We start from the raw sequence: 15,289 nt of genomic DNA, 5'->3' as shown, positions 1-15,289 counted from the left end.
CTTTACCTGAGCTTGTAGCGAATCTGAAACTTTACATCGGTGCGCTGATTGCCTTCAATGGTTTCGAGTCCGCTTCCTATGGTTTTTCTATCGTAATAGCGCGTTCTTGCCCACCTGGCCCACAGGTCTAACTTTCTACTCGCTTTGTATTGAATGAGAATGTAGTTTCTAACGCCTTCACCACTATAGGCAGGAATTGAAAAAGAATACAATACATCTCTCTCATAGGCATATTGCCTGTTGTTTGCTCCCTCTGTATCGAATAGTGCTATGCGGCCACTAAGAATAAGTTTACCGAAATCATACACCGCATCTTGTATAAAGGCATATCCATCATTCTTTTCTGTATATAGCTGAAAATGGCTGTATTGAACTCTCGATTTTAGTGAAAGGCCGGGAGCCAGCCGATAGTCAAAGTTGACCAAAACCTGCTGCCTGACTCCGGGTCTTATTATGGTGTTGCCGGTATCTGTTTCTGTGGCGTTCTCTTCGCGGGTCTTTTTTCTGTATTGAATATAAGAATGGACTTTTGAGTTGGGTAAGTAATTGACTCGTAGTAGGTAGTCGTTGCCTTCCGAAGGGGCATTTACCCGGTATCTGAGCCAAGGAAACTGAAAAGAATCGTAGTAGGCCGTTACAAAGAGCGATCGGTTCAGGGTGTATTTAAGTCCCCAATAAATACCGCTTTCATTAATGTTGCGGCTTCCTTCTGCAAATGAAGCTCCCCTAAGGGCGTGAAAATCCCGACTGTAGTTGCGCCATAACAGAGCAAAGTCTACCCTGGGAGATAGGGTGGTGGTGAGCCCTAACACTCCGCCTTTTCCTCCACTTTTGGAAACACCTGCTTCACCAAAAAACCTGAATTTGTTGATGTTGAAGTTGGCATAAACACTGCCGTTGCTATTGCTTTGGCCCGAAAACTCAAATAGATTGTAACCCTGATTGCTACGCTGTATAGGGATGTTAAAGTTGTTGTTGCTGATAACAAAGCCCAGCTGAGTTCTTCCATTCACTTTGAAATGAAGGTTTGCCCCGGCCACTGTTTCGGTAATTTGTTTTTTATTATCAATTTCTGATGGGGTGCGGTGGAACCCCGAGGTTTGAATGGATGAAAAATATTGCTCAAAGGTTTCTTCATCTTCTTGCAATGCGGCATCTTGTTTTAAGCGTGAGAAAAAAGCGGTTAGGGCTACCTTCTCGGAGAGCGAATATGTAGCCGCAACCCCTCGCAAAAAGCCACCTTCTAACACGGAAGTATAAGGCCGAATGCCGAGGTTTACCCTTTCAAGCGTATTGATGGTTTCGGAGCCTTTTCCAATGGCAAAACCTGCTCCAAATATGAGCCCTTGCCCAAATTGCAACTGGTAGTCTCCCACTATTACCTTTCTCCATTGGTTATTATTCTCAAGCATGGCATGTGCAGACCAAAAGTCCATGCCATAGCGCTTGCTGTCAGGATCCCAAACAATGGCTTCGCCCGGATCTTTTTCGGTAGTAAAGCCAAAGCTAAAATCTCCCGGTTTTGCTACCCGATACCGAAGGTATTGTTTACCTCTACTACCTGCATAGCGCGTATCGGTGGGAGATTCCGGAGGATCAAAGCCTCTTTTTTTCTCTAAGGTTTGCTCATAACGGTATATGAAGTAGTGGTTTCTTTCGCTCAAAATACGTTGCCAGAGAGGCCGGTTGTCGGTAGTTAGGTCTTGTGCATTTATGGTAATAAATGGTAGAATTTTCTCTATAGTGGCCAGGTCGAACTCTGGCACTAGTTGAAGCTCATATTCGGTGAGCAGTTTGCCATTGCGAGCAATGTAGGCTTTCAGCGAATCTATTTGTGGGTCAGAAAGTATGTACAAGCCTCTGAGGTCCTCGATGGAGGCTGTGTTGATGTTTACCGGTGTTTCGTAAAGCAGTAGAAGACGCTCGTACAGGTCTTCATAGTTCAGCGATTCTTCTTGAGTATTGAAGAGTGATTCAATAAAAAGCTGTAAATCAAAATTTTCCCGTGTTTGGGCCCTTAGTGGAAAATGGCTGATTACGAGCAGCAAAATCAAAGCCGGAAGTACCCACTTTTTCATGGTTGCTTAATTTGGTAGCCGAGCCCAAAATTATGCGTAGCGCCTGTGCCGCGGTTGGAGCGGACGGCATAATTAATCTTAAATTTCTTGAGTGTAAGGCCCGCTCCAAAAGAGTGCCGATTGGTTTGGGTAGAAAAACCTGTTCTCAACTCAAGGTTTTCCATAAGACCATAGGCTATGCCCAGGCGTAGATCCGGTTTGTCTTCTACATTCTTATCGCCCTCCATATAAATAGCCAAGGCCTCATCGGGTTGATATTTGAGCGACAAGCGAATGATAGTTGGCACGCGTTCGCCACTTTCTTCGGCAATTACCGATTGGGTGAAGTTATATACGTGGGCACCAAAATGTAACTGCTCCGTGAACTCAGCTAATACGCCCATTTCGCCAATAAAAGTGGCCCTTTTGCCAAAACCATCGATATGGTATTGTAATACGCTGGTTTTAGCTCCAAGACTCATAATGCCAATTTTTCGGGCAAAACCAAGGCTGGCCATTTGGTTGCTAAAAAGCTCGTCTCCAAAGCGATATACTCCAAAGGAGGCCGTTCCCCAGTTGGTCTCATGGTTCACAGCGGCCATGACCGTATTAAAGGGGGCAAAGTTGAAAATGGTTTGATAGCTAAAAGCTGTATTAATGCCTTCATTGGCAATAAGCCCGGCAGGATTATTGAAAACCGACCATTCATTGGCCGTAGAAGCAGATACTCCACCAAGAGCCAGAGAAACAGGGCCTTTGGGAGGAACACCGGCCAATTGTGCGTTCGCCACAAAGATTAGTTGAATAAATAGAAAAAAAGTGAGTGTTACTCTTCGCACTTCCGAATATAGGAAATTAGGGGTTTAGATGGGGAAAATAATCTAAAGTGCCGATCTGAAATTGAAGAAGAAGCCCGTGCTTCCTTCACGGTTAATGCTATACTCCAGTCGAACCACAAAATCGTAGTAGGTGACAATATCCAGACCCACACCTACACTACCAATCCACTGATTGTTGTAGAAGTTGTTGATGTTAGAAGCCAGTGAATCTCCGGCATAGCCGGTATCCAAAAACACCTTTAAGTAGAAAGCATAAGGTAATGTTCTAAATTGGTCGATCATACTTCTAGGGTTGATTTGCTTAACTCCTTTAAGCACCTCGTAGCGCAAAGCCGTACGGTATGAAGCCAAAAAGTCACTTTCAATAACGTAGCGCTCATAGCCCCTGATGAAATCGGGGTTATAACCAAAACCAGCCCGAATCAGATAGGGAATTTCATCGGAGAAGTTTTTGTAAATGTCTACTCTGTTGGCGAGGTAGAGTTTTTTGCTCAACTGGGAGAAAGTGCCATAGCCCAGCCGGGTGCTGGTCATGTTTATGTCATCGAATATTCCCAGGCCAAACTGATTGAAGTTGAAGGTAAATTCTGTACCGGTTAGTGGGTATGCAACATAGTCTCTGCGGTCGTGAACAAAGGAATACCCAAAAGCAAAGTACTGTTGCAACTGGGTGTTGGCCTGAAAGTATTCACTATTGAGACGGAAAACAGTATCGGCAATGGAGCCTCTGTTATAATTAAGAATGAACGAATGCCGGTTATAGAATGAGGGGCGAAAGGTTATGGCTCCTGTTGTACTGAATATTCTGCGAATTACGTCTTCGCTCTGCACAAACTGTTGCAGGTGACCATCGGAGGCGTAGCTCACTGTTTTATTGGTATCGAACGAAGTAGAAAGGGTGAGCCCTGCTGTTTGAGCACGGTTTATATATGGCACCGAATATTGAAAACTGTAGCGTTTGGTAAAGCCAAACTGAGTGCGGACAACCAACCTGTCGTTTCGACCTGAGAAGTTAAGGTGGTATAGTTGCATGCCATAGTTTACCCTGGAGAAATCTCTGTTCTGATTCACCCACCACTCCGTAAAGTTTCTGTCGGCCAGCTTAAATATGGGAACCGGAAAAACGTACCATCGCTCTTGTAGCCTAATGAGTACTTCGCACTGGGTGGAGGAAAGAAAAAGCGGCACAATTTCGGCCGTCACAAATAAGCGTGTATTAATGAGCTTTTGTTGGTCCAGCACTATTTTATCGGCTAGATCGCTTACTTTAATTTGGTCTCCCTCAGCAAAACTAAGCTCCCGCAAAATGATGCTTTCCAGGGTACGCTTGTTTCCTGTAACGTAAATCTTACCAATCTTGACCACCGAGGCGGTGTCAATATCAGGCAAAGTTTGTCCGTAGGTGCCGGACTTAATACATAAAATGCACCCCACAATCAACCACAGCCTGAATAACTTTATGAACACTCCCGATTTAAGATTTCTTAGATAATACTATGACTCTTATCAGCATAATTACCCCTACAAGTACCAAAGGAATACTGAGCAGTTGCCCCATGTTGTAGGTCATGTCATTTTCAAAAGGAACCTGGTTTTCCTTAAATAGTTCGTGGAACCAGCGAAGGCCAAATATCCAGATGAGGAAAATACCGAACAGTAAGCCTTCAGGAGTTTTCGACTTCCATTTAAACCAAATGCCTAGCAAAATAAGGAAAAGGAGTACACAGGTGGCCGATTCGTACAACTGTGCGGGATATCTTGCAATACCCCAGGTGTGCACTATGGCTTCCACCTTACGGTCCACAATGTTAATTTCATAATCGAGTGGTTCGTTGGGTTGGGCATAATGCTCCTGTACCGATTGGTTTCCCAGAAGTATCAATCGTACATCATCTTCAATGATTTTTCGTGCTTGAGCTTCTGATAGTTGCCTGTTTTCAAATACTAACCTGAGGTCTACCGGAACAATACCTGGAGCACGCCTTTCGGTCGTACTGCCTTTTGAAGCTTCAGCACTTTCAATACCTAAAGGAGCCTTTTCCAGAGCCTCTTCGGCTACGCGACCAAACACCACCCCGTAGTCCGATTCTGAGGGCTTTCCTATAATTTCTGAGTTTACAAAGTTACCAAAGCGAATAAAGGCTCCGGCCAGGGCTACGGTAATCACTATTCGGTCTATAATCCACAAATAGCTTTGTCCCTCTCGTTTTTGTTTAATGAATTTTAAAGGCCATGGTCTGGGTTTTACCACCTTAACCACATAGTTACTATAGAGGTATAAGGCAATGGGTATGCATATGGCTGCGCCATGGCTTGCCAAACCACCCTCCCAGGTTCTGAAAAATACAAGGGGATCTGCCAGGAATCGTTCTGGTTCATAGAATATGAGGTGTCCTAATCTTGCGCCCACAATGGTTGCCACAATCATATGAACAGAAAGTGTATCTACATTGAGTGGGTTTTTACCCTCCTTCTTAAAAATGTAGACCATTATTTGGTAGCCGAATATGAAACCGGCAGCAAAAAGTACACTATACCATACGGGGGGCTGAATACCCTTGATAATCTCCCGCATTGGATCCCATACAAAGTAAGATAGAACTGTTAATTGGTGCATAAAGCAAAGATATACGAATTGCTGAAAGCAATCCGATTGAATAGCCTGAAACCGAAAAAACTAATTGTTAAGCTTTATAATAAGGCTAATTCTTCCTCAAAACCAGCCGAGAGAATAGGGAAACGACACCAAGTTCTGGGGTCTACGTTGAATTCATCGAGATGAAAGGCTGGTGCTAAGCGCTCCCGTTTCCACTGATTGCGGCTCCAAAGCCGAAAGAATTTCCTCACGTGTTGCCTCAGCAAATCTTCCGGCTCAAGATCTGCAGCTTTCAATTCAGTAAAAACCTCTAAAGGAGATTTGTGGTCCCTAATAGCTAGCTTTTCTATTTCAACCATTATATGGTAAGGCATCAAATCGTCTTCATCTGTTTGCTTCTGGTCTTGTGGTCTTAGTTCTGCAGTGGGAGGAAGTTGGTTGATGAACCTTAAACCTTCATAACCCATTTCCTTCTGGGCATAAATAAGCCATTGCCTGATAAAGTGCTTGTCAACTGAAGAAATAGGGGCCAGACTACCGCTGGTGTCTCCGTCCATAGTGGCATAACCTACATCGCCCTCGCTACGGTTCGAGGTAGTGAGCAATAAGGTATTGGTAATGTTGGTGAGCATCCATATAATGGGGCTTCTCGAGCGTGCCTGAATATTCTGCAAGGCCAGGTCGTCTTGCTCCCAACTTAATTTTCTGTGGAGTGCCGTTTCAATAATTGAAGTGTAAGCTTCAACGGAAGAGTCGATGGTCCAACTGTAAAATCTTGCACCAATTGAATCTGCCAAATATTTAGCAGCATTTAAAGTAGCCTCTGAGGAATTGACAGTGCCTTGGTAGGCCGTATTGAAAATGGTGTAGACTATTTCTTTTTCGGGTTTTTCAGCCAGCTCATCGAAGCCTATGGCTGAGCAGAAAGACTCTTTTCCCAGCTGCTCAATACCTCTTTTTACCATTTCGGCCACCATAATGGCACAAGTGGCTGAGTCGGCTCCACCACTTAGCGAAAGGGTGTATCCTTTAGTGCGGCTTTTTCTCATATAGTCGAAAAGGGCCAGTGCGCAGGCCCTGGGAAATTCCTCTTGTTTGGAAAGTACCGGAGCAACGGCTTCGTTGTTCTCTTGGGTCGATTGATCGGCTTTGAAATCGCCATAGCATAGCTCAAATGCCCGGAAACTGAGCAGTTGGTTTCTGAGCAGTATTTTTCCTCGCTGGGCAACCATAATTTCCCCATCGTAAATCATGCGTCCGGCCTCATTGCCCAGCAGATTGGCATATACATAGGTGCAATTAAAGTCTAAGCTGGAGTTTTCAACAAGCTTAATGCGGTCCAGTGTTTTTTGCATGGCAAAATGACTGGCGCTAGGGTTAAGAATAAGGTTAACTCCGCGTTCTTTGAGTCTGCAGGCAGGTCTCACGGGTCCGCGCCATGCGTCTTCGCAAATCTCGAAGCCTACCTTCCAATCATCTACATCGAAGGTAAGGTCGCCAATTGGGTATGTTTCTCCATCAATTTCAAAGTCTTCTACCAAGCCAATGGGCCATGGGTTAAACCAGCGGGGTTCGTAGTGTACACCATCTAGTGCCATGTATTGCTTAGCATATATACCCAGTATTTGTTTGTTCTTAACCACAATAGCGCAGTTGTAGAGCAATCCTTTGTGGCGAAGGGGGAGGGTAAGGGTAGTGAGTAGCCCTTCCGTTTCGGCAACCAACTGAGGGATGAGGCTCAAAGCCTTTTCGGGGAGCCATTGACTTAGAAACAAATCTTCACATCCGTAGCCGGTAATGCACAATTCGGGAAGACAAAGTATTTCTACGCCATTTTTTCGGGCCTCAACCAACACCTTTTTAATGCGTTCAAGATTACCTTTCCAGTCGAGTGGGGTCTGGTTTATAGTGGCTCCACCTATGCGATATGTTCTCATTGTTCTAGTTCTAGAATAATACAAGCCTCGCGGGCTGCATCTTGCTCGGCCTTCTTCTTGCTTAAACCATGTCCTTTGGCTATCGGTTCGTCATCTACTTTTACTTCAATAATGAATTCCTTGTAATGGCCTTTATCTATGGTGTCAATATGCTCAAAGGTAGGCGACTTGGAGTGTTTTTGCGACCACTCGATCAGTTTGCTTTTATAGTTCTTGGTGGTATTAATGATTTCTTCCAGATCGAAATGGGGCAGAAGCAATTTTTTAAGAATGAATTTTCGGCTGTGTCTAAAGCCTTTGTCCAGATAAATGGCTCCGATGAGCGCTTCTAATGTGTTACCATAAAGCGACTTGTGGGAATTGGGTGTTTTGCGCTTTCGGTCGAAGCGCACAATTTGCGGTACGCCTATGGTTCTTGCCACATTGTTGAGACTTTCTCGGCTTACAATACGCGAGCGGAGTTCTGTAAGAAAGCCTTCGTCTTTGAACGGAAAGCGTTTGAAGAGGTACTCGGCCACCACCATGCCTAGCACAGAGTCTCCGAGATATTCTAAACGTTCGTTCGATTCTTTGAAGCCCTTTTTGAGTGCTTTAGCCACTGAGGTGTGTTGAGTGGCTATTTGGTAGGGTTTTAAATTAAAAGGCTTACTGCCTGTTATCATTTTGATAGAGGCAATAAGCGCTTTTTCTTCTTTAGAATATGATTTGAAAAGAGACGTTACACGGTTTACTATCAACCGCACAATTAGTCAATTTTACGGAAAATCACTGAGGTATTGTGTCCTCCAAAACCAAAGGTGTTGCTAAGTGCAGCATTGATTGTTCTCTCCTGGGCCTTGTTAAAGGTAAAGTTCAAACGAGGGTCAAATTGATCATCGTCTGTAAAGTGGTTAATGGTAGGAGGGGCAATCTGGTGCTTAATGGCCATTACACTGGCAATGGCCTCAATAGCTCCGGCAGCACCTAACAGGTGTCCTGTCATGGATTTGGTAGAACTGATATTCAGTTTGTAGGCATGTTCGCCAAATACTTTTTCAATGGCAGCCGCCTCTGAAATATCGCCAAGTGGTGTAGAAGTACCATGAACGTTGATATAATCAATCTCTTCCGGTTTCATGTGGGCGTCTTCCAATGCGTTGATCATCACATTGTAGGCACCTAACCCTTCCGGGTGAGGGGCTGTAATGTGATAGGCATCGGCCGACATACCGCCACCAACTACTTCAGCATATATTTTAGCACCGCGTGCTTTGGCATGCTCGTATTCTTCAAGAATGAGAGCTCCTGCACCTTCGCCTAAAACAAACCCATCTCTATCTTTATCGAAAGGCCTTGAAGCCGTTTCCGGAGAATCATTTCTCTCAGACAGGGCTTTCATGGCGTTAAACCCACCCATTCCTGCTTCGGTTACCGATGCTTCTGAGCCACCTGTAATCATAATATTGGCCTTGCCTAACTTAATGTAGGTCATGGCGTCTATCATGGCGTTGGTAGCGGAGGCACAGGCCGAAACAGTGACAAAGTTGGGGCCATTGAATCCGTATTTGATAGAAATCATTCCTGCAGAAATGTCTGCAATCATCTTAGGAATGAAGAATGGGTTGAATCGTGGAGTTCCATCGCCTTGGGCGAAAGAGGCCACTTCTTCCTGAAAAGTTCTAAGACCGCCAATACCTGAACCCCAGATAACACCGGCCTTTAGCTTATCGATTGATTCCAGGTCAATACCTGCGTCTTGCATAGCCTCCTCGGCTGTTACTAAGGCGTATTGGGTAAATAAATCCATCTTACGAGCTTCTTTTCTATCAAAATGCTCGTTAGGATCGTATCCCTTTACCTCGCAGGCAAACTTGGTTTTGAATTTTTCGGGATCGAACTTGGTGATCGGTCCAGCCCCACTTACACCCTTAATAAGATTGTCCCAATATGCATTGAGATTATTACCTAGTGGTGTAAGTGCGCCTAGTCCGGTTACTACAACTCGTTTTAATTGCATACTAGAGTCGTAAGTGAGAAATTATTGCTGAACGTTTGCTTCCAAATAAGAGATGGCATCGCCAACAGTAGCGATGTTTTCAGCCTGGTCATCAGGAATTGAAATGTTGAACTCCTTCTCAAACTCCATGATCAATTCCACAGTGTCAAGGGAATCAGCTCCAAGATCGTTGGTGAAGCTGGCTTCTGGTGTTACTTCAGAATCTTCAACACCTAATTTATCAATAATAATACCCTTAACTTTTGATGCGATTTCTGACATTTTGGTTAAAATTTAGTTAAAACTCGATGCAAAGAAATGCAATTCTCCCCGAATGTCAAACAAAATTTTTAATCTTGTCCGAGCCCTTCAAAAGGCCTAATTTTGCATCGTATGGCTAAAAATAAGCTTCAGGTTATTTATGATTTCGACTTTCTTCTTTTAGCCCTCAATGCTAACGTGAAACCATACAAGCTCGCGTGGTGCCTCAATAAAGATTTGAAGCTCAACCTGGTAAAAGCAGAAAACATAGAAATAGGTTTCAATGAACAGAAGAGTCTTTCCATTCAGAATTTTCTGGATCGGTCAGAGTTTCAGACGGTTCGATTAATCAGAAATAGGGCCGAAGATACTGATGGAGCTTATAATGCCTATTTGCTGCCTGAATTGAAAAATTTCGACTATCTGGTGCTTTTGGAAAACGAATCCAGCACTTTCGATGAGAATACTTTTATTAGCGAAGTCAAACGAATACCTTTCGTGCAGTTTACAACCAAAATCGATATTCAATCACTAAAATCTAAGGATAACCTTATCTTTTAATATGGGTCAGACTATTTATTCTAAAAGAGCAAAAATTGTGGCCACTGTAGGGCCTGCCAGCCAGTCTAAAGAGGTATTAACCGAACTTGTAAAGGCTGGTGTAAACGTTTTCAGACTGAACTTTTCTCACGGTGAACACGCCACACATGCTCAGGTAATTCAGAGAATAAGAGAGGTAAATGAAGAGCTTGGGACTCATGTTTCTATTCTTCAGGATTTGCAAGGACCAAAAATAAGGGTAGAAAAGGTTGAAGATGGGGAAGTGTTTATTGAACCCGGCCAGGAACTGACCATTACTACCGAAAGTCTTTTGGGTAACTCTAAGCGTGTGAGTACCTCTTACACCGATTTGCCTAAAGATGTGAAAAAGGGCGATATGGTGCTTATTGATGATGGTAATCTCGAACTTTTTGTAAAGGATATTAAAGGTAAAGACGTAATATGTGAGGTTAAATACGGTGGTTCTTTGAAGTCCAGGAAGGGGATTAATCTTCCTTTTACGGATGTTTCGGCCCCGGCTCTTACAGAGAAAGATAAGGAAGATCTTGCGTTTGGAATCGATCAGGGGGTTGACTGGATTGCTCTTTCTTTTGTTAGAACGGCCAAGGACATTCTGGACCTAAAGAAGCAAATTGAACAATCGGGTAAGGATATTAGGGTAGTGGCTAAAATTGAGAAGCCCGAGGCTCTAAAAAACATAGATGACATTATTGCCGCTTCTGACGCTCTAATGGTGGCCAGGGGAGACCTTGGGGTAGAAATAGTGATGGAAGAGGTACCCATGGCTCAGAAAATGATTGTCGATAAATGCAACAAAGCCGCTAAGCCTGTAATTATTGCTACGCAGATGATGGAAAGCATGATCTCTAATCCGAGGCCAACCCGGGCAGAGACAAACGATGTGGCCAATGCGGTGTTGGATGGTGCCGATGCAATGATGCTATCTGCCGAAACAGCGGCCGGAAAATATCCTGTAGAAACGGTTCAGTATATGGCTAGAACCATTGCTTCGGTAGAAAGTTCGGCCAAAGTATATGATCACTTCTACAACCCTCAGGAAGATAGCGACACCTTTATTAACGACAATGTGATGCTTGCGGCCTGTAAGCTTTGCGAACAGGTAAGGGCAAAAGCCATTATAGGCAACACTGTTTCGGGCTATACCGCCTTTAAAATGGCTTCGCACAGACCTTATTCTAAGATATTCATATTTACAGCTAACAAAGGGTTGCTAACCAAACTGGGCTTGGTTTGGGGAGTAGAAGGATTTTTTTATGACAAACGTCATTCTACAGACCAGACATTCGAAGATCAGGAGGAGATACTAAAAGAGGCAGGCAAGCTGAAGTCGGGCGATGTGTTTATTACCACAGCCAGTATGCCAATTCATGAATTTGGAAGAACAAATACGCTTAAAATAAACGTGGCAAAATAGTTGGTCTTAGAGCGATAGCTGAAGACCATCATAGGCAATATAAATATTGTTGGGCAGTTGCGCTTCTATGGTTTTGTGACTGCCCATTTTGTGGCTTAAGTGAGTAAAATAGGTGACGTCTGCTCCAATTTTTTGAGCCATGTCTATGGCTTCGTTCAGTGTGAGGTGGCTCAAGTGTTCGGTTTGCTGCAATGCATTGATCATCAGAATTTTTGAGCCGCGAGCTTTTTCCAAAGACTTTTTGCTAATGGTTTTGGCATCGGTTATATAGGTGAAGTCTCCTATACGAAAGCCATATACTGGCAATTTGTAGTGTAGGACCTCAATAGGTATAACCTGTATCCCTTCTACTTCAAAAGGTTCACCGTCTAACTCATTTACCTCTACCATGGGCACACCGGGATATTTCTTTTCAGAAAATACATAAGCAAACTCACGTTTTAATTGCTCTATTACCCTCGGGGCGGCATAAACGGGCATGTCTTTTTCTTGCAGAAAATTAAACGAACGAATATCGTCCATGCCGGCCGTATGGTCTTTGTGTTCGTGAGTAAACAGTAGGGCATCTAGTTGGCTGATGCGTTCTCGGAGCATTTGCTGACGGAAGTCTGGGCCGGAATCAATCACAATGCTTTTGCCCTCTACTTCTATATGAACAGAAGAGCGGAGTCTTTTATCTCGAAAGTCAAGAGATTGACAAACCGGGCACTGGCAGCCAATTACCGGCACACCTTGCGAAGTTCCTGATCCAAGAACAGTTACTTTCACAGCTTTAGTGAGGTTTGAGAGAGTTCGTTAAGCAGCTTAACGTTTTTTTCGCTAAGCTGCTTAGGGTCTAGTTCAATAGATTTAATAATGTCCAAAAGGCAGGTGATTTTGCCTTCTGTAGTATAGTATTTGTTCACAATGGCAATTTTGGTGTCTTTTAGAATACAATAGCCCGACTTGAAGTTGCCTTTTTCGTAGCGCAATACGTAGTCAGACTCGGCAAATATGTCTTCTAGTTTACCCAGAAATTGTTTTGTGTACTTTACAGACATTTAGTTGGTGGAAGTATATTTTTTAACCAGCTCAATCAGTTTGTCATAATCGAGTGGTTTTTGAATGTATTCATTCATTCCGGCCTCAAAAAACTCCGAAACCGGCAGATTTTTGGCGTTGCCAGAAATTCCAATTATCGGAATTTTAGATTTTTTTGTTTTTCCGGCTCTTATTCGCTTGGTGGCCTCCAATCCATTGAGAATCGGAAGGTTTACATCCATGATAACCAAGTCGAAGTCTTCGGCTTCGAACTTGTCTAACACAGCCTGTCCATCCTTGGCGGAGGTGATTTTACAATTCTCAAAAAGCAGAATCTTCTTCAACAGATTCTGAATAACAGAACTGTCCTCGGCTACGAGCACTTTCTTGTATTCAACAGTCATAACTAATAAATCTTTAACAGTCTTCTATGGTCTTTAAAAAGAAAGTCGCCATATTCTAAAAATTCATCGAGAATAGAAACAGCCCTATCCCATTTTTCTTCTTTAATGTATGACTCTATGGTAGAGGCCATAGAAGAAAGAGTGGTGAATCCGAAAGAACCAGCATTTCCTTTTATATTATGCAAGATACTCAAAATTTCAGTGTACTTATGATTGCTCCTTAAAAATGAAATTGATTGAAGATTTGATTTAGTCTCTTCAACAAATTCATCAATTAATAAGAGTAGTGAGTCTTTATCGGTGTATCTAAGTAGGTCCTGAATTACTTCTTCGTCTACATGTTCATCTTCCTGAAAGGGGCTGGCCCCGTTGGTCTTGCTAAAATTGGTAATCCAGTATTTAATGGTTTCTACCAATACGTTAGGTTTTACAGGTTTCAGAATGTAATCGTTAAAGCCAAATTCAATGATTTGCTTCTTATCGGCATTATCCGAAAAAGCAGTTATTGCTAAAACAGGGCAATATAAACCAAATTCTTCTTTAATTCGGTTGTAGCACTCAAAACCATCCATTTCGGGCATCTGAATGTCTACTAAAATCAAATCGAACTGGCGTAATCGTAATTCTTCCAAAGCCCTATACCCGCTTTCTACTAATACGGGTTCCAGGCTGTTGTTGGAAAGTACTGATTTTAAATATTTTCTATTAATGTCATTGTCATCAATGACCAGAATGCTGTTGTGTCTATTATTCATACTGCAATTTCAATTATAATATATTTGGGTGCGTAAATTCAACATGAGCTCAATAAAAAAGCACTTAATATGTATTGTGGGGCCAACAGCCGTAGGTAAAACGGCATTGGCCATAGAAGTTGCTGAATACTTTCAAACTGAAATACTATCAGCAGACTCCAGGCAATTTTACAGAGAACTTGAAATTGGTACTGCAAAGCCTAACGCTCAAGAATTGAGCCGAGTATCGCATCATTTTATAAATTCTCATTCTATTCATGATTCTTACGATGTTGGAAAGTTCGAAAAGGACGCTCTACGCTTAATAGAACAACTCCATAGGCAACATGATGTTTTGGTATTGGTGGGCGGATCGGGACTTTTTGTGAATGCCGTTTGTCATGGATTGGACGAGTTTCCCGAAGTGCCCGGGGAGGTAAGACAAAAACTGAATGATGAACTGGAAGAGAACGGTTTGAGCCCGTTGGTAGAAGAGCTGAAAAGAACAGACCCTGAATATGCAGATGTTGTTGACTTGCACAACCCGCAGCGAGTTATTAGAGCCCTTGAAGTAATACGCGTCAGCGGTAGACCATTTTCTCATTTTAGGAAAAACCAGAACAAAAAACACCGACCGTTCTGCATTCATAAAATTGGACTGCACATGGAAAGAGAAAAACTCTATGAGCGTATTGATGTGCGCATGGATGCCATGATTGAGCAAGGACTTTTTGAAGAAGCAGAAAAACTGTTGGCTTTGGAGCATCTGAACGCGTTGCAAACCGTGGGGTATCAGGAGATTTTTCCTTACCTAAAGGGAGAATACAGCAGGGAGGAGGCTATTCGGTTGCTCAAAAGAAACTCGAGGAGATATGCCAAACGGCAGCTTACGTGGTTTAGAAGGGATTCAGAAGTACAATGGTTTAAACCTGATTCTGCCGAAGAAGTAGTCTCTTATCTCAAAGAACAGTTAAAATTGTCTGAAACCGAATGCTGAGGCTACTGCCGAAGCAGGCGATTTGCCAATGAAAGAGTTGTACTCCTTGGCTTTGGCCTTTAGGTTTTGAATAAGCTCTTGCTGTCTATGATTGAGCGCATTTAATTTATGAGCTAGGTCTTCATTGGCGAGTTGCTTGGTGGCTTGCTCTAATTCTTCAATGAATTCTTCTTCTTTTTTATAACTCTGAAACCTGTCTGTAGAGGTTTTTCGAAGCTTTTCGGCAAGCTCTTGCAGAGCGGGGTTGTTCTGTTCGTGTTGTAAAACCAGTTGTTTCCTTTCGCGACTGTTGGCTGCCATGGCATCAATAACCCGGTTAAGGTTGGCCTTTCTTGGCTTTATTTGATTGTATGTATAGAGAGTGTAAAGTAATATTAAGCCTAATAAAGCGACAAAAAGTGGTAAAAAGCCCATGGTAGATTCGTTGAGTTTGACCTGTATTGATGGCTGAAATAAGATTTTTTTCTTCTTAA

16 protein-coding genes are annotated in these 15,289 nt (G+C 43.0%); 3 read left to right on the top strand and 13 right to left on the bottom strand.

All coding sequences use genetic code 11. From position 1 onward, the window contains the following. Nucleotides 1-2 precede the first annotated feature (2 nt). The 8 genes from B3763_RS10545 to B3763_RS10510 all read right to left on the bottom strand — a co-directional run bounded on the left by B3763_RS10545 (nt 3) and on the right by B3763_RS10510 (nt 9,686). Nucleotides 3-2,078 (bottom strand): ComEA family DNA-binding protein, encoded by a 2,076-nt coding sequence (locus tag B3763_RS10545; protein WP_286746302.1) that lies wholly within the window; start codon nt 2,076-2,078, stop codon nt 3-5. After that, nucleotides 2,075-2,848 carry a hypothetical protein gene (locus tag B3763_RS10540; protein WP_286746300.1) on the bottom strand — a complete coding sequence of 258 codons (774 nt, stop codon included), beginning with the start codon at nt 2,846-2,848 and terminating at the stop codon, nt 2,075-2,077. Before B3763_RS10540 ends, B3763_RS10545 begins: the two co-directional genes overlap by 4 nt. Nucleotides 2,849-2,938: 90 nt before the next feature. Continuing rightward, nucleotides 2,939-4,363, bottom strand: a complete 1,425-nt coding sequence (locus tag B3763_RS10535; RefSeq protein ID WP_189629540.1) for a hypothetical protein — start codon at nt 4,361-4,363, stop codon at nt 2,939-2,941. A 7-nt stretch (nt 4,364-4,370) separates the two neighbouring features. Further along, entirely contained in the window at nt 4,371-5,471 is a 1,101-nt protein-coding gene (locus B3763_RS10530; RefSeq protein WP_189629541.1) for a prolipoprotein diacylglyceryl transferase, read from the bottom strand. A 116-nt stretch (nt 5,472-5,587) separates the two neighbouring features. After that, nucleotides 5,588-7,429, bottom strand: a complete 1,842-nt coding sequence (gene nadE / locus B3763_RS10525) for an NAD(+) synthase (protein ID WP_286746297.1) — start codon at nt 7,427-7,429, stop codon at nt 5,588-5,590. Next, the gene (gene rnc, locus B3763_RS10520; RefSeq protein WP_229838573.1) at nt 7,426-8,172 is read right to left on the bottom strand and encodes a ribonuclease III; all 747 of its coding nucleotides are present in this window, start codon (nt 8,170-8,172) and stop codon (nt 7,426-7,428) included. Before rnc ends, nadE begins: the two co-directional genes overlap by 4 nt. Nucleotides 8,173-8,174: 2 nt before the next feature. Continuing rightward, nucleotides 8,175-9,425: a beta-ketoacyl-ACP synthase II gene (gene fabF / locus B3763_RS10515; protein ID WP_189629543.1), complete on the bottom strand. Its 1,251-nt coding sequence runs from the start codon at nt 9,423-9,425 to the stop codon at nt 8,175-8,177. Nucleotides 9,426-9,446: 21 nt separating this feature from the next. Next, a complete protein-coding gene (locus B3763_RS10510; RefSeq protein WP_068224820.1) occupies nt 9,447-9,686 on the bottom strand; it encodes an acyl carrier protein in 240 nt (79 codons plus the stop codon). Nucleotides 9,687-9,797: 111 nt separating this feature from the next. Between B3763_RS10510 and B3763_RS10505 the strand changes: the two genes are divergently transcribed. Beyond that, the gene (locus B3763_RS10505; protein ID WP_189629544.1) at nt 9,798-10,226 is read left to right on the top strand and encodes an IPExxxVDY family protein; all 429 of its coding nucleotides are present in this window, start codon (nt 9,798-9,800) and stop codon (nt 10,224-10,226) included. Nucleotide 10,227: 1 nt separating this feature from the next. Beyond that, the gene (gene pyk, locus B3763_RS10500; protein WP_189629545.1) at nt 10,228-11,661 is read left to right on the top strand and encodes a pyruvate kinase; all 1,434 of its coding nucleotides are present in this window, start codon (nt 10,228-10,230) and stop codon (nt 11,659-11,661) included. A gap of 6 nt (nt 11,662-11,667) precedes the next feature. Here the strand turns inward: pyk and B3763_RS10495 are convergent, their stop codons facing one another. From B3763_RS10495 to B3763_RS10480, 4 genes are read right to left on the bottom strand one after another with little or no spacing between them, the layout of a single operon-like run. Then, on the bottom strand, nt 11,668-12,429 hold the full coding sequence (locus B3763_RS10495) for an MBL fold metallo-hydrolase (RefSeq protein ID WP_286746294.1): 762 nt from the start codon (nt 12,427-12,429) through the stop codon (nt 11,668-11,670). Next, nucleotides 12,426-12,701, bottom strand: coding sequence for a hypothetical protein (locus B3763_RS10490; RefSeq protein ID WP_189629547.1), 276 nt, complete (start codon nt 12,699-12,701; stop codon nt 12,426-12,428). Before B3763_RS10490 ends, B3763_RS10495 begins: the two co-directional genes overlap by 4 nt. After that, on the bottom strand, nt 12,702-13,085 hold the full coding sequence (locus B3763_RS10485) for a response regulator (RefSeq protein WP_189629548.1): 384 nt from the start codon (nt 13,083-13,085) through the stop codon (nt 12,702-12,704). A 2-nt stretch (nt 13,086-13,087) separates the two neighbouring features. Beyond that, nucleotides 13,088-13,840, bottom strand: a complete 753-nt coding sequence (locus B3763_RS10480; RefSeq protein ID WP_286746291.1) for an Hpt domain-containing response regulator — start codon at nt 13,838-13,840, stop codon at nt 13,088-13,090. Between the two features lie 43 nt (nt 13,841-13,883). On the opposite strand from B3763_RS10480, the gene miaA reads away from it, so the two are divergent. After that, entirely contained in the window at nt 13,884-14,816 is a 933-nt protein-coding gene (gene miaA, locus B3763_RS10475) for a tRNA (adenosine(37)-N6)-dimethylallyltransferase MiaA (protein WP_286746289.1), read from the top strand. Here the strand turns inward: miaA and B3763_RS10470 are convergent. After that, entirely contained in the window at nt 14,790-15,230 is a 441-nt protein-coding gene (locus B3763_RS10470; RefSeq protein ID WP_286746287.1) for a hypothetical protein, read from the bottom strand. The two genes, miaA and B3763_RS10470, sit on opposite strands and share 27 nt — an antisense overlap. Nucleotides 15,231-15,289: the final 59 nt, after the last annotated feature.

It is taken from the genome of Roseivirga sp. UBA1976, from assembly GCF_002336325.1.
In the GTDB taxonomy this organism is placed as follows: domain Bacteria; phylum Bacteroidota; class Bacteroidia; order Cytophagales; family Cyclobacteriaceae; genus Roseivirga; species Roseivirga thermotolerans.
This window is presented reverse-complemented; position numbering and strand designations above follow the sequence as displayed.

Bases quoted from the DNA above. Each gene is read 5' to 3' on its own strand.
- B3763_RS10545 (WP_286746302.1), bottom strand. From the start codon at position 2,078: ATGAAAAAGTGGGTACTTCCGGCTTTGATTTTGCTGCTCGTAATCAGC.
- B3763_RS10530 (WP_189629541.1), bottom strand. From the start codon at position 5,471: ATGCGGGAGATTATCAAGGGTATTCAGCCCCCCGTATGGTATAGTGTA.
- nadE (WP_286746297.1), bottom strand. From the start codon at position 7,429: ATGAGAACATATCGCATAGGTGGAGCCACTATAAACCAGACCCCACTC.
- fabF (WP_189629543.1), bottom strand. From the start codon at position 9,425: ATGCAATTAAAACGAGTTGTAGTAACCGGACTAGGCGCACTTACACCA.
- B3763_RS10510 (WP_068224820.1), bottom strand. From the start codon at position 9,686: ATGTCAGAAATCGCATCAAAAGTTAAGGGTATTATTATTGATAAATTA.
- B3763_RS10505 (WP_189629544.1), top strand. From the start codon at position 9,798: ATGGCTAAAAATAAGCTTCAGGTTATTTATGATTTCGACTTTCTTCTT.
- pyk (WP_189629545.1), top strand. From the start codon at position 10,228: ATGGGTCAGACTATTTATTCTAAAAGAGCAAAAATTGTGGCCACTGTA.
- B3763_RS10490 (WP_189629547.1), bottom strand. From the start codon at position 12,701: ATGTCTGTAAAGTACACAAAACAATTTCTGGGTAAACTAGAAGACATA.
- B3763_RS10485 (WP_189629548.1), bottom strand. From the start codon at position 13,085: ATGACTGTTGAATACAAGAAAGTGCTCGTAGCCGAGGACAGTTCTGTT.
- B3763_RS10480 (WP_286746291.1), bottom strand. From the start codon at position 13,840: ATGAATAATAGACACAACAGCATTCTGGTCATTGATGACAATGACATT.
- miaA (WP_286746289.1), top strand. From the start codon at position 13,884: ATGAGCTCAATAAAAAAGCACTTAATATGTATTGTGGGGCCAACAGCC.
- B3763_RS10470 (WP_286746287.1), bottom strand. From the start codon at position 15,230: ATGGGCTTTTTACCACTTTTTGTCGCTTTATTAGGCTTAATATTACTT.